This window comes from Colwellia sp. NW0002-52-1, from assembly GCF_057550865.1.
In genome coordinates, this window is record NZ_BAAJLU010000015.1 from 1 (window position 1) to 21,962 (window position 21,962).

The 21,962-nt window shown below is 39.0% G+C and carries 12 protein-coding genes; 8 read left to right on the forward strand and 4 right to left on the reverse strand.

Going from position 1 to position 21,962, the window contains the following annotated elements; genetic code table 11:
• Nucleotides 1–3,060: Ig-like domain-containing protein (locus tag AC27H3_RS13835; RefSeq protein WP_487107067.1), on the reverse strand; the 3,060-nt coding region annotated here is incomplete at its 3' end.
• 595 nt (nucleotides 3,061–3,655) lie between these two features.
• Complete coding sequence (locus AC27H3_RS13840) at nucleotides 3,656–3,907, reverse strand: hypothetical protein (protein WP_487107068.1); 252 nt, start codon at nucleotides 3,905–3,907, stop codon at nucleotides 3,656–3,658.
• Between the two features lie 349 nt (nucleotides 3,908–4,256).
• Between AC27H3_RS13840 and AC27H3_RS13845 the strand changes: the two genes are divergently transcribed.
• From AC27H3_RS13845 to AC27H3_RS13865, 5 genes are all read left to right on the forward strand, one after another.
• A complete protein-coding gene (locus AC27H3_RS13845; protein ID WP_487107070.1) occupies nucleotides 4,257–5,570 on the forward strand; it encodes a M24 family metallopeptidase in 1,314 nt (437 codons plus the stop codon).
• Nucleotides 5,571–5,801: 231 nt separating this feature from the next.
• On the forward strand, nucleotides 5,802–6,269 hold the full coding sequence (locus tag AC27H3_RS13850) for a type II secretion system protein (protein WP_487107072.1): 468 nt from the start codon (nucleotides 5,802–5,804) through the stop codon (nucleotides 6,267–6,269).
• A 315-nt stretch (nucleotides 6,270–6,584) separates the two neighbouring features.
• A complete protein-coding gene (locus AC27H3_RS13855) occupies nucleotides 6,585–10,634 on the forward strand; it encodes a hypothetical protein (protein WP_487107074.1) in 4,050 nt (1,349 codons plus the stop codon).
• A 322-nt stretch (nucleotides 10,635–10,956) separates the two neighbouring features.
• Complete coding sequence (locus tag AC27H3_RS13860; RefSeq protein WP_487107075.1) at nucleotides 10,957–11,541, forward strand: TetR/AcrR family transcriptional regulator; 585 nt, start codon at nucleotides 10,957–10,959, stop codon at nucleotides 11,539–11,541.
• Between the two features lie 147 nt (nucleotides 11,542–11,688).
• Nucleotides 11,689–12,303, forward strand: coding sequence for an MlaC/ttg2D family ABC transporter substrate-binding protein (locus tag AC27H3_RS13865; RefSeq protein WP_487107077.1), 615 nt, complete (start codon nucleotides 11,689–11,691; stop codon nucleotides 12,301–12,303).
• A gap of 88 nt (nucleotides 12,304–12,391) precedes the next feature.
• On the opposite strand, the gene AC27H3_RS13870 is transcribed toward AC27H3_RS13865, so the two are convergent.
• Nucleotides 12,392–14,923: an acylase gene (locus AC27H3_RS13870; protein WP_487107185.1), complete on the reverse strand. Its 2,532-nt coding sequence runs from the start codon at nucleotides 14,921–14,923 to the stop codon at nucleotides 12,392–12,394.
• A gap of 182 nt (nucleotides 14,924–15,105) precedes the next feature.
• Nucleotides 15,106–16,050, reverse strand: a complete 945-nt coding sequence (locus AC27H3_RS13875; RefSeq protein ID WP_487107079.1) for a LysR family transcriptional regulator — start codon at nucleotides 16,048–16,050, stop codon at nucleotides 15,106–15,108.
• 138 nt (nucleotides 16,051–16,188) lie between these two features.
• On the opposite strand from AC27H3_RS13875, the gene AC27H3_RS13880 reads away from it, so the two are divergent.
• The 3 genes from AC27H3_RS13880 to AC27H3_RS13890 are packed head-to-tail and all read left to right on the forward strand — an operon-like array spanning nucleotide 16,189 to nucleotide 21,952.
• Nucleotides 16,189–17,373, forward strand: coding sequence for an efflux RND transporter periplasmic adaptor subunit (locus tag AC27H3_RS13880; protein WP_487107080.1), 1,185 nt, complete (start codon nucleotides 16,189–16,191; stop codon nucleotides 17,371–17,373).
• A gap of 9 nt (nucleotides 17,374–17,382) precedes the next feature.
• A complete protein-coding gene (locus AC27H3_RS13885) occupies nucleotides 17,383–20,535 on the forward strand; it encodes an efflux RND transporter permease subunit (RefSeq protein WP_487107082.1) in 3,153 nt (1,050 codons plus the stop codon).
• Nucleotides 20,528–21,952 (forward strand): TolC family protein, encoded by a 1,425-nt coding sequence (locus tag AC27H3_RS13890; protein WP_487107083.1) that lies wholly within the window; start codon nucleotides 20,528–20,530, stop codon nucleotides 21,950–21,952. The genes AC27H3_RS13885 and AC27H3_RS13890 overlap by 8 nt, the downstream gene beginning before the upstream one ends.
• Nucleotides 21,953–21,962: the final 10 nt, after the last annotated feature.

The window sequence follows — 21,962 nt, forward strand, 5'->3', positions numbered from 1 at the left end:
GGCAGCAATATTAAAGTTACCTACACTGTCTTGCGCCACATTAATTCCCACATTCAAGGTCACTAAACCCTCAGCCGATGGCGTGATCAAAGCGGTATACGTGCTACTGTTCACCGAAGCAAAAGCGCTCGCTGTCGCATTAATGAGCGAGATATCGCCCACTTCAAAACCAGTGACCGCTTCACTAAAAGCAAACGTGGCGGTAAATGCCGTGTTTGAATTTTCCGGGACATTTTGAATCGTTACCGTTGGCAAAGTTGCAATATAATTACTACTAACCTGAGCTGCAGCCGTATTTTGGTTGCCTGCAATGTCTTGAGCAACATTGGCATTAACATCTATAGTTACAGTCCCTCCAATACTCGGCGAAATTAAGGCCGAATAGGTGCTGCTATTAATCACTGAAAAATTGCTTGCAGCACCATTGCTAATAGCGATATCTGACACTGTAAAATCAATTACCGCTTCACTAAAAGAAAACGTTGCTGTAAATGGGGCCGAGCTTACAGCCAGAACATTTTGAATGACGACAGAAGGACGGCTAGTATCATATTGACTGTTCACTTGGGTCGCAGCCGTATTTAAGTTACCAGCGCTGTCTTGCGCAACACCTACATCAACATCTAAGGCGACTAAACCATCGGTTAACGGTGTGATCAAAGCGCTATAAGTACTACTATTTACAGTAGTAAAGTTGCTTGCTGTGGCATTTATTAGCGTGATATCACCATTACTAAACCCTGTTACGGCTTCGCTAAAAGCAAAAGTCGCCGTAAAAGCCATATTGGAATTAGCTGGCACACTTTGAATAGCAACTGACGGTGGAACCGTATCATATTGATTAGTCACTTGAGTAGCAGCAGTGTTTAAATTTCCTGAGCCATCTTGTGCAACATTAGCAAACACATCTACCGTTACCACTCCATTGGCTGACGGTGTTATATCAGCCGTATAAGTACTGCCATTAATGGTAAGAAAATTACTCGCAATACCATTATCTACACTAATATCATTAAGTATAAATCCTGTGACATTGCTGCTAAAAACAAACGTTGCGGTAAAAGCACTGTTAGAAGTAACGGGCACACCTTGGATAACCACAGAAGGACGAGTCGCCTCATAGGTACTGGTTGCTTGAGTCGCTGCAGTATTCAAGTTACCTGCAATGTCCTGTGCTAAATTAGCATTCACATCTAAAGTAACAGCACCATCGGATATAGGCGAAATTAATGCCGTATAAGTACTGCTTGTAATGGAAGTAAAATCACTCACACTGCCATTAGAAACGATTATATCGCCAATGGTAAAATTATTTACCGGCTCGCTAAACAAAAAAGTAGCAGTAAAAGCAGCACTGCTATTGCTTGGAACATTTTGAATTTGAATTGAAGGCCGAGTTAAATCAATGGTTAACTCGGCATTACTCTGGTCTACAATACTATCTATGCCATCAGTCACGGTGGCTATCACATTGTAAGTCCCTTCAGACAGAGAATCTCCAGGAGGTACAGTTAACGACCATTGATTATTTGTGACTACAAAATCGATACCTTCTTGATAAGTAATATTGTTTAATTCAATAGTTAATAGCTCAGAGTCCTCTGTCGAGCGATACGCTAAACCACTCAGTAGCGGTGAAGAGTCAGCAGTATTTAAACTATCAATTGTTGGTATACAGCTATCGCCATTTATGGCAAATACTTTTTCAGTAGCATTGCCAATACTAACTCCTAACGCACTCAAAACAGGATCAGCAAGATTCGTTAATATGCTACTGATAACAGGTGATAAAATATCATCTAAGACGAGGCTTTTAACTAAATTTAATAATAAAGTAGGATCAACTAAAATCGGACCAACTGTAAGTGACAGCTCAGTATTACTTATTAAAGAAGTCAGCAGTGTATTGATAATGCTAGCACCTGCTGTAGTCGTTTGGCTTTCAGGAAATGGAGCCATAAAATTAAGACTTTCTAAACTACCATTCGCATTAGCATTTGCGCGTGCTTGCAACGCAATAGTTTCACTACTGCCAATAACACTAATATCAATACTGCCTATCGTTACCGGCGACACTTCTGTTGCATAATCAATATTACTGTTTAATGTTCTATCATTAAAATTAGCGGCACTAATTTGGCCCAAATATAAGCTTGCAACTCCTGGTGTTACATTGAGTCGCAGGGTTTGAGATAAATACGAAAGCTGATCTACCGTACCATTTGCTCTTGCAACATCAGCATAAATTTCAAAGTCTGTAAGCGTTACCGCAACACTTGCCACGCCGAGCGATAAAGGTGCTGCAGCTACATCAACTAGGTCTGCTAATATTCTTAACCGAATAGACGAAGTAGTAAAAGCCGTACCCACTGGGCCACTAACCAATTTAGGCCCTTCAACAGCAATTAAAGCGGCCGATATGTCTCCAAGTGAAACAGACAACGGGCCAACAGTGCCATCGAGTCCGAGGCTAGATAAATTTAAAGAAATGTTTTGAGCACTAATAGCATTTTGATGGTTAAATGCTTGTACTATCAACATGTGAAAGTCTAGCAAATTAACGGTAGTAGATAATACGGCGCTATCTTCTGCGTTTAAATCTATAACATCAGAAAATGAAAAAGTACCAACGGGCGCCTGAACTTTAATCGAATTTAGGGTTGCAATGGCGAGTGTATTACCGCCTTGGACTTGTAATACCGTTATGGCGGCATCAATGGCTTGCACTAAAGTTATGTTTGCAGCAACAGCATCAGATTTATTTGCAACACTAAGGTCAACCGCCAAAGTGTCTAGGTAACTTTCTAACTCTATACCTGCCGCTAATAAAGCGCTATATTCGGTGTCAGCAACAGAGAGTTTTACATTAAGACCCAGTAGCCCACCGGTAATAAAATTAATTAACTCTGCATCTGCGCTATTAATTGTCGCTACACCACTGCTCGCAACAAAGACAGCTTCACATGTTTCTACTGCTTTCACATTGAATGATGTAACAAGCATTTGAAAAATAACAAGCAAACGAAATGCACTAAAAATCTTTTTTAAATAAACATCCATATTTATTGACCACCAGCATTTTGAAAAATCTATAACACATCAAAAATTGTTCAACGTATTAATAAAGACTAGGTCATTAATTTGAAAAGTAAAAAAATAAATGCAAATATTTAAAAATAAATTTTTAGCTTACTCGCTAACGGGTTATGTGGATTTTCGAAAGGATAAACTTTAGAAAGAAGTTATTTAATTTTTAGAGATGACTAACTAAAAAAACGGTTTATTTAAATAACCTAAACTCTGGATAAATGAGTGCTTGATACTCAAGTGAATCAAAAGCGTAGGTGTTAAAGTAAATACTATAGCCAAGTGTACATCACGAATTTACACCATCAAAGCTTCATTTTATGCCATTATCTGCGTTAAAAGGGAGGGTTGAGCAAGTGCTGCTTATCCAGAGTTCAGGTTAAATATTAATACCAAGCGAAACAGTTTATTGATCACTTTAAAATATTCCACAATCAAATTTATATTTTTTTATTCAGTCACATAGGTTAGTTGTTATGGCTAGACATGCCTCTACTCTGCTCTGCTAACTTACACTTTGAAGGTGTTACATAGTAGAGTTAAGTTCAGTTAACTTGGATTATCAGCATTACTTAAACCAAACTTTGCCGCCAATAAATTTATAAGCTGGCAGCCCCCGAATTAAGCTTTCGCGAGCAAACGATTTTTGACATTTAGGGCAAACACATGGCTCTAAAGTATGGTCTTGACTAATTCGTTCTTTAAAACATTTTACTAATGCCCCTTTGCCGCCTTTACGGTATTTAAATAACAAGCAATTGCATGCTACACAAAAAATATCAACGGTTTTTGTCGGACCTTTCTTATTTGGTTTCGCCATAAATTGATGTGCTGCTTCTGTTTTAATTTAGTGATTAACTTGATCAAGATAAAATGCATGATTTTACCTTATTTTACTCACTTAAAGATCATCGAATTTACACTCGTAGTTTAGATTATTTACTAGATGTAAACTTTAAGTACTTTAACGCTGTAAGTAGCGCAATAACAGCTCAGCTATTTTATTACATTAACCTGAACGCTAATACCGTTATTTAAGCTATTTCACACATCCCATAAAACTGGCTATTTATCGGTAACAGCTTGCTCAGAAATAAAATAAGCGCTAGCGTTAAGCTATTAAGTTTAGTTACTCTCTAAGTAACATTTTATTTTATATAGGGAAAGCCATGAAGATCAGTAAAAGAAATTTTTTAAAAGCTAGTAGCGCAAGCGTTGCTACTATGGCATTAGCCAGTCAAACACTCACTTCAGCAAGCTTAGCTGCCCCTTTAGCAGGCAAATCTACTGTAAATAAATCACAGTCGTCGACGCTTAAATCTATCACTACCGATATTAAAGGCATTAGCCCTGCAGAACGACTTAAACGAATTAGTCAGGCGCAAAAGTTAATGCAAGCATTAGATATTTCAGCATTGGTGCTTGAGCCTGGTGCTGCCATGGATTATTTTTCAGGCATACAATGGTGGCGAAGCGAACGCTTAACCGCTGTAATTATTCCACGCGAAGGTAAAGTATCGGTTGTATGTCCTTTTTTCGAAGAGCCTAGCGTTCGTGAAAGTTTAGCTATAGGCGATGACATTCGCGTTTGGCAAGAGCACGAAAGCCCTTTCACATTAATTACAAACATTTTAAAAGACTCAGGACTAAACAAAGGCAAAGTCGCTTTTGAAAACTCGGTTCGATACTTTGTTCTAAGCGGCGTAATGTCAGCACTGCCAAACATGCAACATGTGAGTGCTGAACCAGTAACGCGTGGTTGTCGCATGTATAAAAGTCAGCACGAGCTTGAATTAATGCATAAAGCAAACGAAGTTACTTTACTTGCCTACGCCGATGTTTTTTCAAAACTACAAGCGGGTATGAGCCAAAGCGACGTAAAAGCATTAATGCAAACGGCTCAAACGCAATTGGGCGGCAAAGGTGCTTGGAATATGGCATTGTTTAATCAAGCAAGTGCTTACCCACACGGTACTAAACAAAAACAAACACTTACCGAAGGCTCAATCGTGTTAATGGATTGTGGCTGTAATGTTCACGGCTACCAATCAGATATTAGCCGCACTTTTGTCTTTGGTGAGCCAACTAAGCGTCAACACGATGTTTGGCAAACCGTAAGAGAAGGGCAAAACATAGCTTTTGAACAAGCAAAAATTGGCACTCAGGCAGGTTTAGTTGATGACGCTGTACGTAAATTTTATCAAACAAAAGGCTTTGGTCCTGGCTATAAATTACCGGGTTTATCACACAGAACCGGACACGGTATTGGCATGGAAGGTCATGAAAGTGTTAACTTTGTTCATGGTGAAACGACGCTTTTAAAACCTGGCATGTGCTTCTCAAATGAACCAGGTATATATATTCAAGGTGAGTTTGGCGTGCGGCTTGAAGACTGTATTTATATGACCAACAATGGCCCGCAATGGTTTACTATTCCACCAGAATCGCTTGATGACCCAATAGGAAAGCTTGAAAAAATATAAACACTTTAATTTTTAAAGTACTTATCCACCCATATAATGATTTTAGTATCGATTCAATTATGTGGGTGCTCTATTTTATAGCGATAAAGAAGAGAGCGTATTTTTTTATTTTACTGCACAAGTCTATGAAGTATCATGCTTACTTGAATCGCCAAAAATATACTGCCTTGTTATTCAACTACATTAACTAATTAAATGGTTAACGTTAAAACCATGAAAGAGAGCACCCACATGAAAAGCCAAAGTAACGGATTTACGCTTATCGAGCTTGTAGTCGTTATCGTAATATTGGGCATACTAGCAGCAACTGCAGCACCTAAATTTATAGATCTCAGTACTGATGCACGTATAGCGACACTCGACTCTTTAGAAGGGGCAATGCGCTCAGCGACTAAATTAGTAAATATGAAAGCAAGAGTAGAAAGTAAAACTGACTGTGCTACTGATCCTACTATCGCAATAGGTAGTGATGTGATCACATTGCGTTGTGGGTATCCCTGCCCTCACCCTAATGGTATAGCTAAAGCAGTAGAAACTAGCGCTAATTTTTCTTGGGTTGGTGGTAATTGTAGTGGCCAGTTAGGCGCAATTGACGTGCGAGCACTCGATGCACCAGACCCAGCAAACTGTAAAGTTCGTTATATTTCAGCAAGATCAACCCGCGCACCAACCTTTACACAAACGATTACTGGTTGCTAATAGGCCTTATGTAACGGCTCTTTTATATTTAGCTGTATCAAGTTTACTTTAGCGCCAAACAACTGAAAAACTCAAGATGCATAGCTAGCTGATTCATACAGCAAGCTATGCACATACGAGCTAATAAAAGAGTCGAAAGACCGATGATGTTGTCATATCTGTTTATGTGTAGAAACTAAATCCAACGCAGATCACTACAGGCGGCTTGTGGTTTCTTAATGATTAATATTTATTAGCTTTGCAATAAAGTAAAAACAGTTGCTTTCTCGCTTACCTTAAGGGCAATATAAAAGAAAAATTCACAAGGAGTTAACAGTGAAACAAACTAAAATAACCTTCAGTATTTTTTCTTGCCTACTATTTTTTATCTCGTTTTCACTTTTTGCGAAGGACACTATACCAGAGCCTTTATCACCATGGGTGCCATGGGTAATGAAAGGTAGCGAACAATTATCATGTCCCTTCATTAACAACTCTCAGTATTCAGACAAACAAAATCATATTTGTGCTTGGCCTAGTACGTTAGAGTTAAATGTTAAAGAGCGCTCAGCAAACTTTACACAATCATGGCAGGTATTAACTAAAAGTATTATCACTTTACCGGGAAATGAGAAGAACTGGCCGTTACTTGTAAGCGTTAATAAAAAATATGTCCCCGTTTTTAATCATAAAGATAAACCTGCTATTGAATTAGTGAAGGGTTCATATTTGATAGAAGGTAAATTTGAATGGTTAAAAATCCCAGAAAGCATCTCTATTCCTCCGCAATATGCATTTGTAAAAATGACCATTAATAACCAAACAATTGAATTTCCTAAAATAGAAACTAACGACTTATGGCTACAAAAATTTGAAGTCAACCAAGAAAAACAAGACTCCATTGATATTTCGGTTGCTCGACGCATAACCGATGGTGCTTACATAAAGCTTGATACTTTCATCAGTATCAATGTGTCAGGGAAAATGAGAGAAGTAAAATTAGGGAAGGTTTTACCAAAAGGTTTTGAACTCATTGGAATTGACTCTGAAATTTCATCTTTTCTAGATGGTGATGGAATATTACACGCGAAATTAAAACCAGGAAGCTGGGAAATTAAAGTTCATGCCTATGCGCAAGCCACGTTATTATCTTGGAGTCGGCCTGAAAAATCTCATTATTGGCCAAAGGAAGAAATTTGGGTTTTTGAAGGACATGAAAATTTGCGCTTGGGTAAAATTAATGGCGCAAAAATGGTGGATAGTAGTCAAGCAGATATGCCTAGCACATGGTATGAGTTACCTAGCTATTTAGTTAATACCGATGATTCGCTAAGTTATGCTATTCAACATAGAGGCAAGCCCTTACATTTAGAAAATCAATTAAAATTGAACCGTACCTTATGGCTTTCATTTGATAATTCATCTTTCACTTTTAACGATCATATTGCTGGTGCAATGATAAGTGATTGGCGTTTAAGTATGAAATCACCGTACTTATTAGAGTCAGCAGAAGACCAAGATGGTTCAGTATTAATTACTACAACAGCAGAAGATGAGAGAGGCGTTGAAAATCGTTATCCTCAGGTGAACGTTCAAGCCAGAGGAATTATCAATGCTGAAAAACAATTACCCGTAACAGGCTGGGATAGCGACTTTGAAAGTGTATCTGTGCAACTAAATCTTCCTCCGGGTAATAAATTGTTTGCGGTATTCGGTGCCGACAGAGTATCGAACAGTTGGTGGTCAAGTTGGACAATTTGGGCAAGCTTTATTGTTTTATTGTCTTCTTTAATGGCAAGTCGCTTGATTAATATTACCGCGGGTATTGCCACTGCGCTCATGCTGCTGGTTATTTACCAAGAGACTAGTGCTCCTGTAATAGTGATAATTAATTTACTATTGGCCATAGCTATCAAAAAACATCAGCCGTTTGAACGGATGAGAGCATTAGTTAAAGTCTATTGGGGAGCAAGCATTACAGTTGCTATTGGCGCAATATTATTATTTTCTGCGACACAATTACGTACCGTAATACACCCTCAACTGGAATCACGATCGTCATCTGTCGAAAGTTTTAGTAATCAATCTAGAATGAGCCAAAATATTGTGACAGAGGTCGGCGCTATGCGTAAAGAAATCGCCTCTTATTCCAGTATGCAAGACGAAGAAGTTGAAAGAATACAAGTTACAGGAAGTCGATTAAAAAACGCCAACTCTATCATGGAGCGCTATCAATCTGATGCGGTAATGCAAGCAGGGTCTGGTATTCCTAACTGGCAATGGAAGAGTTATCAAATTCAATGGAATAGCCCTGTTGCTAAAGATCAAGTATTCGATGTTATTGTATTATCGAAAACCAGCTATCGATTAATTAAAATATTGGGCATATTTTTGACCATACTATGGCTATTTTTAATATTAAAAGATGTCATTAAATACGCCTATACAAAAATTCAACCTAAAGCGGTCGCAACTGCATTGGCATTATTTATTTTAATACCTAGTTACGCTCCGAATGCCGAAGCAGCAGACTTTCCAAACAAACACTTGCTAGACGAACTAAAAGTAAGCGTAACTGAAGCGCCTTTGTGTGCTCCTGACTGTGTTGCTATCAATGACTTACGCGTTAGTATCGATGCAAAGTATTTAACCTTAGTGATGTCTGTTCATGCCAATGCAGATACCGCGTTGGCTATACCAAAATCTGAATTTTGGCGACCAGAAAACCTATCGCTTGGTGAAAATGTAAATAAAAAGCCAATAGGGAGTTTATTTAAACAGAAAGGTTGGGTATATATTCCAGTTTCCAAAGGGATATCTAAGATCACTTTATTGGGTCGGGTAGCACCTGTTGATGTATTTCAACTAGAGTTCAGAGACAAACCTAAGCACGTAAAAATATTAACGACAGATGCTTGGGAAGTTATAGGTAGCCAAGGTAACAGCTTAAATGGCAATGCTTTAGAGTTTTTGGCAACGCTGAAAAAGCAAAAAGGTACCGAACAGCTATCTACTCGCAGTAAAACACAGCCATTTGTTAAAGTAACAAGAGAATTGTCTATAGATCAATTATGGACTATCCGTACCAAAGTTGAGCGTATAGCGCCTAGTAGCGGCTCTATTAATATAAAAGTTCCTACTTTATCCGGTGAAAATATTACCAGTGCGGGTATTTTTGTCGAAAATGAACAAGTTGAAGTAACAATTCCAGCGGGTGAAAACTTATTTACATGGGGATCAACTATTGATCGACAAGCAGTATTAAAGTTACATGCAAAGCCTGATCAGCCACTCATTGAACAATGGCGAGTAATTGTTAGTCCGGCATGGCATGCAAATCTTAGCGGATTACCGATTATATTAGAGGAACAAAATAATAATGATTATTTTATTTCTTCATTCTACCCATACCCTGGAGAAAGTTTAGCGTTAACGGTTACTAGACCACATGCAGTTAAAGGTCATGTTTTAGCAATTGATTCTGTTAATTACACCATTGAACAAGGCACACGAACTTCAAAATTAAACTTAACTTTTGATTATCGCAGTACTCGTGGTGGGGAGCATGTCATAGATCTTCCTGTAAATTATCAATTAAAAGAAATCAGAACAGATAACAAGCTGATTAACCTACAATTAGAAGACGGAAAGTTAGCAATTCCTGTTCTGCCTGGTAATCATAATGTGAACATATTGATGCGTGCGAGTGTTTCAGAGCAATTATTATTGTCAGCGCCTGAAATAAACTTAAATGCGCCCGTAAGTAATATCACTAGCATTATTGATTTGAATAGTCAGCGTTGGATATTGTGGGCAAAAGGCCCTCTACTTGGGCCAGCAATACTTTACTGGGGAGAGTTATTAGCTTTTATTTTATTGGCTTTATTAGTATCAAGAGTGAAGTTTTCTCCTTTGAACACAATAAGTTGGATTGTCTTAGGCGTTGGATTAAGTTTAAGTAATTGGGGAGTATTAATGCTAATAGCTCTTTGGTTTGCATCGATAACTGCCAGTGGATATCGCTCAAAAGACATGAGCCAATTATCATACAACACATCGCAATTGTTATTATATGCATTATCCGTTGTGGCAATTTTCTCGCTACTGTCAGTTGTGCCAGTAAGTTTATTGAGCTCACCGAGTATGGGTGTCGAAGGTAACTATTCATATGGTAATCATCTGCAATGGTTTTCAGACAAAACTAATGGCTTGCTACCACAAGTATCTGTTTTAAGTATTTCAACAATATTCTATAAAGGCATCATGTTGGTTTGGGTAATTTGGCTAAGTTTCGCCTTTTTAGGCTGGATAAAATGGGCATGGAAAGCGCTTGGAAAACTAGGCTACTGGCGAAGTGAATCTGACAATAAATCAGAAGACTCCTAGCGTTTTAGATTTAAGTTAATTAGAAACATAACAAAGTGCTACAATTGAGTAGCGCTGAAAGTTAAGAAGCCTGTAACAACGTTGGTTACAGGCTTCTTAACTTTTCTAAAAAATTTTTGTGGGTAAGGCATTATGAAAATTATCATGTCGATATTGATATGCAATGCAAGAAATTTAAACATTATTATAAAAGACTCTAATTAGCTTTTGGCATGCTCAGTAACAATTCTTATACAATTCTCTCGTAGTTTACCTTTGCAACCGACCAAACGGTCGGTTAGAATAGAGTTATTATTCTACTAAAGTGTTTTTAGGTAATCTCATGAGAGACTCAGAGCAAACTCGTCTTAAAATATTAGAAGTTAGTGCTGATGAAATCCATAAAAAAGGTTTTACGGCTACGAGCCTATCTTGTATTTTAGCGCGCTGTGAAATTTCAAAAGGCGCTTTATATCATCATTTTGCTAATAAAATGGAGCTTGGGTACGCGGTATTTGAAGAAGTTTACGCGCCAGCTTTTATTGCGCTTTGGCAACCTACCGTAGAAGCTGAAGATCCGATAGAAGGCTTGTGCGAGTTTTTCAGTGAAATGTCTAATACCATGAGTTGCGACGAACTTGTATGCGGCTGCCCTTTAAACAACCTCTGCCAAGAGATGTCGGGTGTGGATGAAGGTTTTAGAATTAGAATATTAGCAATGCAACAACAACTAAATTTATTAATTTCTACAAATTTAGCCCGCGTTAGCCAACAATTACAACCTGATCTTGATTTTAGCCAAGTTGCCTATTTTATTGTTTCAACATTTCATGGCTCTTCAAGTTTAAGTAAAAGCTCATTAAACAAAGAGTTATTTGATAAAGTGATTAAAGAGCTTTGCCGTTACATACGTCAGCTAAAACGATAGTGGAAAAAAATTTCATTTAAAGATAACAATTCTTAACACTTTATCGACTAGCTTACACCTAAATGCTATTTACAGACCGCGCGGTCGGTATGTATAATGGCGACAATTCTGAATCACTTTACATTAACTGTATTTCCAAGGACCAACATGAAAAAGCTCTTACTACTGATTGTATTGCTCACTAATTTTTTACAAGTCAGTATCGCAGCTGAAGCGACTACACAGGCTTCACCTTATCAAGTAATCGAAGTAACAGGTAACAAGCTGTTTTCTAAAATTGCTGATAAACAAGATGCTTTAAAAAAATTCCCTGATTTAATGCGAGATATTGTTGAAGAAGAATTGATGCCATCGGTAGATTACCAATATGCGTCGTTTAAAATTTTAGGCAAGCACTTAAGAAATACCACTAAAGAGCAACGCGTAAACTTTATTACCGCTATGCGTTCATATTTAGTACGTACTTACGCCAATGCCCTAATGCAATACAGTGATCAAAAAGTATTATTTGAGCCAGAAGGCAAGTTAAAAGATAACGCTAAGTCTGCTTCAGTTGATGTTAAAATTATTGATACTGGTAAGCCAGATATCCATATTACGTTTCAAATGCGCAAAGACTCTCAAACCCAAGAATGGAAAGCCTACGACATGATTGTTGAAGGTATATCTTTAATTAGTAGCAAACAGTCTGAATTAAACCGCAGAATATCAGACTTAGGTTTAGACCAAGTTACCTTAGAGCTTGCTTCAATTACCAGTTAGTAACAAAAAACACATTAAAAAGCCCGTATAACATAATTGTTATACGGGCTTTTTTGTCACTTGCTTTTTAGTTACCAGCTTGGCTGAATTATTCTTCAGCAGAGCTAATGGTTATTTCACTGACTTTATTGGCTTCAATATCAGCTTCAGTAAAGCGTAAAGGTCTAAGCTGCGGCTGTTGTGAATATAGTAGGCTTTGATCTAAGTTATGATCACTGCCATATTCTGATGATTGTGAATAACTTAATAACCCTCTTGCTACTGGGCCTTCTTCAGTAAAGTTAACCACAGTCATCCAACTGCTACCGTAATTAATATGATAACCGCCACCTTCTGCACTTAAAATAGAGTCGCTATTTTGCGCGGGATACACATGACGAGGCACTAAAGATCCATCGTTACCTGGGCGCGTACTAAACACATTAAAACCCCCTTCTATATTATGTGAGCCAGCCCAAGGTATTTTCACGCCAGTTGCAGTGCCATCAGGTAAACTGCGCTCAACAAATTGCACCGTTCCTAAGCTTGCGTCTAACGCTAAACCTGCAGACTCTACATTAAGAATAGCTTGTGCAAACTGTTGCAAAGTTACGCTGTTGTTTACTATGCCATTAGGTGTTGTAGTAACTTGCTCTAGTGAAAAGCTGTTTACCCATTGCGGATTTTTATCGAATTGAAAAGCAAACTCTCTGAATAAATGTGCAGAGCTGCTGTCTTTATTCATTCGACCATCCCACAAGGCTAAGGCCGAACAACCAGCACTAATATCGACACTTTGTGTACCCACCATAACCGCAGTGTTTCCTTGCGCTTGGCAAATAGTTAACAGTTCTGTGAGTATATTTTCAGCTAGGTAATTACGGTTATTGAATAACGCTTGTTCAACCTCTACAGGGTTAAATAAACCATCACTGCCAGCGCTATCGTCTATTAACTTATGTGCCAAACGTGAGCGCAGTGACTGCTGATTATCAACTTTGCCATATAACGGCGATACTCCAGTGATTGGCGAGTTGAGATTAGTTAGCCAAAAGCTGTCATTTGAGTTTTGAACGTAATCAGTGCCTGAGTATTTGGGAGCGTTTTCATAAGGTACTGCTCGGTCAAAATCAAAGGCAGATAAAAACCCAGGTAAAATCGTAAAGCCAGCAACTTGTTTAACACCAATGAGTAATGGATTAGTCGTTAATTCATTAATCGCCGTGTCGGTTAAGTGAGGTACTGTAGAGTCGTCAATGTAAAAAACGTTACCTTCACTGTCAGCCGACATTGTATTGTTGAATATAACGCCGTCGAAGTCTTTAAAAGCTTGTTTAAATTCGTCGATATTGCCAGCTAAATTCATAGCAAGCCAATGGTCAATAATATCCACATTACCTAAGTTTGCATCTTTAATAGCAAAGGCACTGCCACCTGGGCCCCATTCAAAATTTCCGGGTACCACCACCATTGGGCCATGGTGAGTGCTATAAGTCATTTTAGCGAGTTTAATTGTTTGGCCTGGCGCTACCGCTACATCGATAACAATTTCTTTGCCGGTAATTAACCTATTTGTGCCGTCAATAACTTGCGACATTTGCGCAGGATCATCAGGGTTTAAGGTTAATTGATATATGACAAAATGTTCGGCAGTTGAAAAAGTATGTGTCCAAGCTACATTTTCATTAAAGCCAATATTAACCACACCTGGCACACCGGTAAGTGAGCCACCCATAACATTTAAATGCTCAGGAATAATGGTATGAAATTGCCAAAAACGTAAATTACCAGTATGTGGAAAATGCGGATTTGCCAACACCATGCCTTTGCCATTTTCGGTTTTGTCTTTACCTAAACCCCAACCGTTCGAGCCTAAATCGCTTGGATTTTTTTCAGGTAGCTCAATAACAGGCTTTGAATTCACGACATAACTATTAACGCCAGCATTTTGAGGATAAGGAGCAAAACTTTCTCCCGGAGGTGCGGCTAAAAACATGGGTCCTAAAAAGTTAGCTGCGCCAGGTAATAAAGCAATACCTAGAGAGTAAGTTAGCATATCAATATTAGTAATGGGTTGTACCCAAGGCATATTGGCACATGAGGCATCAATATTGCCAACCCCAGTATCCGCTAAGTATTTATTATATCCTTGAGCATAACCCGACAATAACGCTTGGCTATTGGCTGACAGCGCATTAATGTTTGCTTCGGCATGTGCCCTTATTCCCATGGTTAAAAAGCCGAAATCATTAATTAAATGCTCTGAATCTCCTGAGGCTGGTACTAAATCTGGTCCATAATATTTTGCGCGTTGCGAGTTATATTTCAAGATTTGGTCGGCGAGTATGCAAATATTATCTTTAGCAAAGGCATAACCTACACCGTAAGACATACTTTCTAAATTATCGGCCTTAATATGTGGTACGCCGTAATCCGTCCAGCGGATATTGGCAGATAATACCCCGTCATCGTCAAATGAAGGTACAGGTGTTGAAACTGCAGGTGGTGTAATAGGTGTTGGGGTTATAGGCTCTGGTGCACCAATATAAGTGTGTTCTCCGCCCCCACACGCTGATAAAACTGAAATTATACCTAGAATTGAAATAGGCTTTAATGTATTTTTTATTGAATAATTCAAAATAAACTCCTTTTAAATTCTCTTATTTTTATCATACGTAAAACGTTATTTACTCAGTCATACTTGCACAATAAATCACCAAGCTCAAACAATTATTCTTGGTGGATATTCAATAAAATTTTTAATACCTAAACTACATTTTAATAAGCGATATATTTATAGCTCATACATTAACAATGTGTGGTTTATCCTTGATATAGCTGTTCAAAATTTGGAATGTTATTTTCCCAAATTGGCGAGTCTTTACCAATATGCTCTCGTACTGCGTCAAAAAACAACCGTGTTCTTACGGGTAAATCTCTGTGTGGATATACCGCATACATAGCACTGAAATCTGATAAATGTAAACTTGGTAGCAAAGGCACTAGCTGCCCTTCTATAACCTCTTTAGCGAGAATGAATGAAGGCAATACAATAAAGGCAGTACCTGACAAGGCTTTTAATAAAAGTACCTCACCATCATTCGCGCGAAAAACACTCTTAATGGTTTTTTCTTTGTGATTACCATCTTTATCAATATAGTTAATACTGTTAACTCTTAAGGAGTTGCTGGCATAGGTAGCAGCAGGTAGAAGTGCGAGTTCATCAATAGTTTTAGGCGCTCCATAAGTATTAATAAATTCTGGTGACGCCAAAATAGCCAGGCGATTACGGGCAATTTTTCGGGCAATTAAGGTAGAATCTTTGGGTTCACCAACTCTAAAAGCTAAGTCGAAACCCTCAGCGACAATATCAACCACGCGATCATCCAAGCGTAATTCAACTTCTACTTGCGGAAAGCGCTTTTGAAAATCATTAATTACCGGCTGTAAGTAAAGTTTGGCAATAATGCTAGATGACGTTATTTTTAAAACCCCACGCGGCTCTTGATGATAGTTTTCAGCTAGTCGAACGGTTTGCCCGAGCAAGTCTCTTAACTCTCTAGCCTTCTTAACCATTTCTGCGCCAGCGGCCGTTAAAGAAAATGAGCGGGTTGTTCTATTTAACAGCCTTACGCCTAAGTCATCCTCTAACCGACTAATTTGTTTGGAAATTACTGAACGGTCAATATTTTTGGTTTGTGCTGCGTTAGCAAACGAGCCTAATTCAACCACATCAAGCAACATTAACAGCCGACTTGTTGTATCCATTTTATATCCTTCAACAATTTCATTGGTGCCATTTTAGCACTAATGTTATTAAAAAATCACACTGTTTTTGCACGAATACAATCCGTATCATAGCGCTATTATTTTATGTAGTGTCAATTTGACCGAAAGAGAAACAGTATGAGCAAAAAATTATTTATTGCCGCCAGTATTATATCAATCAGCTTAGTACTTACGGCATGTTCTGAAGCACCCGCGCAAAAAACAGCATCGCAACCATTGCAACCTATCGATGTAGCTGAGGTATTAATTGAGCCTGTTCAAAACTGGCATGTTTATACTAGTCGTTTAGAGTCGCCTGAAGAAGTTGCATTAATGCCGCGCGTTTCAGGTGTTATTAACAAAATTGCTTTTAAGGAAGGCGATAGCGTTAAACAAGGCGATTTATTATTTCAACTTGACGACCGCCCTTTTGCTGCGGTTGTTGCTAGCTTAGAAGCGCAAATTTTGAGTGCACATGCCGCTTTAGATCAAGCACAAAGTGAAGCTAAGCGTGCCGTGCGATTAACTGAGCGTAACGCTATATCAACCGAACAAGCGCAAGCGAGAACGTCTACCTTACATCAACGCGAAGCACAATTAGCTGCATTACAAGCACAGCTTACTTCAGCTCAACTTGATTTAGAATTTACGGCAATTCGTTCACCAATTAACGGCATAATTTCACGTGCAAATATTACCCGTGGTAACAACGTGCTTGCTGGACAAAGCGTATTAACGTCTATTGTTTCAAATGATGAAATGTATGCCTATTTTGATATTGATGAACGCACCTGGAATAGCAAATTTGCCGATGTTACTACCGAAAGCAAACAACAAGTTGTTATGCAAAAAGTAGGACAGCAAAACTACAAGCACGAAGGTTACATTAACTTTATTGATAACCGCATTAACCCGTCAACAGGTACTTTGCGCGTGCGAGCTATTTTTGAAGGTCAACATAATGAAGTTAACGACACTTTGCGTGCCGGTTCATTTGCTCGTATTAAACTTGCCGCTAACGCCATTACAAAGCAAGTCATTATTCCTGAACGTGCTATTGGCACAGACTTGAAAAACCGTTTTGTATTAACCGTTGGTGAAAACAACATTTTAGAATACAAACTGGTTGAAGTGGGTGAACGATACGGAAAACTTCGCGCTATTACTTCAGGCTTAAATAAAGGCGATATTATCGCTGTAAATGGCCCAGCACGAGTAGGCCCTGGTATGCCAATTAGCCCAACCACTGTCACTATTGATACAGCAGATATCGCCTTTACCTTGTCAACAAATGACGATGTAAGCCTTGTTGCTAAATACTAAGAGTTGAACATGAATTTTTCCCATTTTTTTATACAACGTCCAATATTTGCGGCAGTATTGTCGCTGATTATTCTGATTGGTGGTGGTATTTCATTATTCCAACTGCCTATCAGCGAATACCCAGAAGTGGTGCCACCTACTGTTGTAGTAACTGCTAGCTACCCTGGCGCAAACCCAACAGTTATTGCACAAACGGTTGCAACACCGCTTGAGCAAGAAATCAACGGTACTGAAAACATGCTTTATATGTTTTCACAAGCTACCAGCGATGGTCGTATGACCCTAACTGTAACCTTTGCTTTAGGTACTGACTTAGATCGTGCGCAAGTACAAGTACAAAACCGTGTCAATAGTGCATTGCCACGTTTACCTGAAGAAGTTCAACGTCTTGGCGTAGTTGCGGAAAAGTCATCACCTGATTTAACCATGGTGGTGCATTTATATTCGCCTGAAAAAACCCACGACACGGCTTATTTGTCTAACTATGCAGATTTAAATATTAAAGATGAAATTGCCCGACTTCCAGGTGTAGGTGATATTCGTTTATTCGGTGGTGGAAAATATGCCATGCGCGTTTGGCTAAACCCAGATGCACTAGCAGCACGAGAGCTAACAGCAACAGATGTAGTAGCAGCATTACGCGCTCAAAACCAACAAGTAGCGGCCGGTAGTTTAGGCGCACAACCAATTTCTAACGATAACCAATTTCAAATATTACTTAATGTTAAAGGTCGTCTAAATAGCATCGAAGAATTTGAACAAGTTATTATCAAGGTAGGTCAGCAAGGTCAATTAACCCGATTATCTGATATTGCGCGTGTTGAGTTAGGTCAAGATTCTTACTCACTTAGAGCTGAACTTGATAACCAACCTGCACTCGCTATGCCTATTTTCCAACGTCCGGGCTCAAACGCTATAGAACTTTCTGATCAAGTGCGTGAAACTATGGCGCGCTTAGCACAAGACTTTCCGACCGGTGTTGAATACGACATTGTTTATGACCCAACGGTTTTTGTACGCGGTTCAATTGACGCTGTAATTACCACTTTATTAGAAGCAATTGCCTTAGTGGTAATCGTGGTAATTGTATTCTTACAAACCTGGCGCGCGTCTATCATTCCATTAATAGCTGTGCCTGTTTCATTAATTGGTACTTTTGCCGTAATGCAATGGTTAGGGGTTTCGATAAATACCTTATCACTGTTTGGCTTAGTGCTCGCGATCGGCATTGTGGTGGATGACGCCATTGTGGTGGTCGAAAATGTTGAACGTAATATCGAAAAAGGCTTATCGCCATTAGAGGCAACCCGTGTTGCCATGACAGAAGTAACAGGCCCTATTATTGCGATTGCACTTGTATTGTGTGCTGTATTTATTCCAACAGCATTTATTACCGGTTTATCAGGACAATTTTATAAGCAATTTGCCTTAACTATTACTATTTCGACAGTTATTTCAGCCTTTAACTCGCTTACGTTATCGCCTGCTTTAGCGGCCTTATTATTAAAGCCGCATGACGCTAAACCTGATGCTTTTACACGACTATTAAATAAGCTTTTTGGTCGTTGGTTATTCGAACCTTTCAACCGTGTATTTAATCGCGGTGCTAAAGGTTATGAAAAATTAGTGCAAAAATTAATACGTATGACTGTTGTGGTAATGGTGGCATATTTCGCATTATTAGGCGGTACACTTAAATTATTTGACGCGGTACCTGGCGGTTTTATTCCACAACAAGATAAACAATACCTTGTGGCAATTGCCCAACTACCCGACGCTGCAAGCCTTGACAGAACAGAAGAAGTGTTAGCACAAATGCAACGCATTGCCTTAGAAGTACCGGGCGTAGCGCACACGGTTGCTTTCCCTGGTTTATCGGTTAACGGATTTACCAATAGCCCGAACAGCGGTATTGTATTTACGCCGCTTGATAGCTTCGACAAACGCACCGACCCAAGCCAGTCAGCCATGGCGATAGCGGCGCAATTAAACCAACGTTTTGCTGCCATTGACGAAGCCTTTGTCGCGGTATTTCCGCCACCGCCAATTCAAGGTTTAGGTACAACTGGTGGTTTTAAACTACAAATTGAAGACCGTGAAAATAAAGGTTTTGAAGCCTTATTCAATAGTCTACAAACCGTAATCGCCAATGCACAGAAAGATCCTGCGTTAATGGGCCTTTACTCAAGCTTCCGTATCCAAGTACCACAAATGGATATAGACATTGATCGTGAGCAAGCGCTTATTCAAGGTATACCGCTAGATGAAGTATTTAACGCGTTGCAAATTTACTTAGGCTCGGTGTATGTAAACGACTTCAACTTGTTTGGCCGTACCTACCAAGTTAATGCCCAAGCAGATGCTGACTTTAGACAAGACCCAGAGCAAATATTGAACCTGAAAGTACGAAATCGTGCCGATAACATGGTGCCATTAGGCTCAGTATTAACCGTAACGCCAACCATTGGTCCAGACCGCGTAATGCATTACAACGGTTACCCAAGTGCAGAGCTGAACGGCAGTCCAGCGCCAGGTTATAGCTCTGACCAAGCACAACTAGCGATTGAAAAAGTACTAGCAGACACGTTACCTGATGGCATTGTATATGAATGGACAGAAGTTACTTATCAGCAAGTACTTGCCGGTAACACTATGGTTTATATATTCCCATTGGTTGTTTTATTGGTATTTATGGTGCTTGCAGCACAGTACGAAAGCTTGCGCTTACCATTGTCGATAATACTGATTGTTCCTATGACTATTTTTTCGGCATTACTGGGGGTTTGGTTGGTTGGCTCAGACAACAATATATTTACCCAAATAGCCTTAATAGTGCTGGTGGCCTTGGCCTCGAAAAACGCTATATTAATGGTCGAGTTTGCTAAAGACAGACACGACAAGGGTTTGTCGCATTTAGAAGCAATACTTGAATCTTGTCGTATGCGTTTACGCCCAATATTGATGACCTCAATTGCCTTTACCGCTGGTGTTATACCATTAGTATTAGCCACAGGTGCTGGTGCAGAAATGCGTCATGCCATGGGTAACGCAGTATTTTCAGGCATGATTGGTGTAACCGTATTTGGTTTATTATTTACGCCTGTGTTTTATATGTTAGTTACTCGCAAAGAAGAAAAAACTCAGGAGCTTTCTCATGACTAATTTAGCCAACAAAATACTTAAAACACGCTTTACCTTAGGTGCTGTTTTGGTTGTTGCCTTTTTATCAGGTTGTGCAAGCAAAATTGATATAGCAAGTGAGAAGAACCAAATAAGCGAATTTATCACTAAAGCAGATATTGCAAGCAAGTTAGATAACCCGCTTATTGGTGCAGATGAAACAAATTGGTGGAAAAAGCTTGATTCAACTCAGCTTAACCAACTTGTTTCAGACGCGCTAGCAAATAACTACGACCTAAAAACAAGCCAATTAACCCTGAAAAGTGCTTTAGCACGATTAGGCGAACAAAAGGCGCAATACTTACCTCAAGGTGGTATTGATATAGGTTCAAAACGTAGTGATGCAGTATCAACTTTTGATCGTCAATCAAGTGCAGGTGTAAATCTTGATTGGCAATTAGATTTATTTGGTCGTATTACGGCCTTGGTTGACGCTGCTCAAGCGTCAACCATGAGCCAAGCTGAACAAGTACGCTTATTGCAAATTGAAGTGGTATCTTCGGTGGTAAAAGGCTTTGTGAGTTACCAAGGTAATGTTGAAAAGCAAAACATTATTACCTTGCAAATTGACGCACTAAAACAAGGTATTGATGTACTCCAAGCAAGAGTTGACGAAGGTGTAGCAAACGATCTTGATTTAAACCGCACCATGGCACAGTTAAGACAACAGCAAACCTTAATACCGGCCATTAAATATGCTAAGTATCGAGACCTATCAACCTTAGCTGTATTAACCGGTCGCTTAGCACAAGATGTAGAACTTAAAGATGAACAAGCTATTTTAACGCACGAGTTTAACGTAGCATTAAGTCAGCCTAATAACGCTATTGCGCTTAGACCCGATATTAGCCGTGCGCTTTATGACTTTAGCCAAGCGAATAGTTTAAGTGTTTCAGCAAGTAAGGCGCTTTTACCCGATATTAGCTTAAGTGCTTTTGCCAATGTTTTAAGTATTAATAGCTTAGGTTTGCGTGATACTCAACAGCAATGGCAAGTAGCGCCACAGTTGCAATGGTCGCTATTGAGTTACCCTGCGCTTATAGCCCAGCGTGATGCACAGCAATTTTTAAGCGAAGCCGCTTATAGCGATTACCAACAAGTGGTATTAAAAGCGCTTAGTGAAAGCGAGCTGTCTCTGCAGTTATTGGTAAATCAAGCGCAACAAAAGCAATTTGCCGATCAACGCTATAACTTTGCCAATAAAGCATTTTTACAGGCAAATGCTATGTATGAAGAAGGTCAAATACCTTACTTAGAGTTGTTAGATGCACGTCAGGATGTTTTAATAGCACAAGAAAATACTGTTGATTTAACTATTTCATCCATGCTTGCTAAAGTAAATGCCTACCAGTCATTTAATGGCCAGTGGAGCTATGCACTAAATAACAATAAAAAGTAGTCGAGTAGTA

Coding starts and splice junctions, on each gene's coding strand:
- AC27H3_RS13845 (WP_487107070.1), top strand. CDS start 4,257: ATGAAGATCAGTAAAAGAAATTTTTTAAAAGCTAGTAGCGCAAGCGTT.
- AC27H3_RS13885 (WP_487107082.1), top strand. CDS start 17,383: ATGAATTTTTCCCATTTTTTTATACAACGTCCAATATTTGCGGCAGTA.
- AC27H3_RS13875 (WP_487107079.1), bottom strand. CDS start 16,050: ATGGATACAACAAGTCGGCTGTTAATGTTGCTTGATGTGGTTGAATTA.
- AC27H3_RS13860 (WP_487107075.1), top strand. CDS start 10,957: ATGAGAGACTCAGAGCAAACTCGTCTTAAAATATTAGAAGTTAGTGCT.
- AC27H3_RS13890 (WP_487107083.1), top strand. CDS start 20,528: ATGACTAATTTAGCCAACAAAATACTTAAAACACGCTTTACCTTAGGT.
- AC27H3_RS13865 (WP_487107077.1), top strand. CDS start 11,689: ATGAAAAAGCTCTTACTACTGATTGTATTGCTCACTAATTTTTTACAA.
- AC27H3_RS13880 (WP_487107080.1), top strand. CDS start 16,189: ATGAGCAAAAAATTATTTATTGCCGCCAGTATTATATCAATCAGCTTA.
- AC27H3_RS13850 (WP_487107072.1), top strand. CDS start 5,802: ATGAAAAGCCAAAGTAACGGATTTACGCTTATCGAGCTTGTAGTCGTT.
- AC27H3_RS13840 (WP_487107068.1), bottom strand. CDS start 3,907: ATGGCGAAACCAAATAAGAAAGGTCCGACAAAAACCGTTGATATTTTT.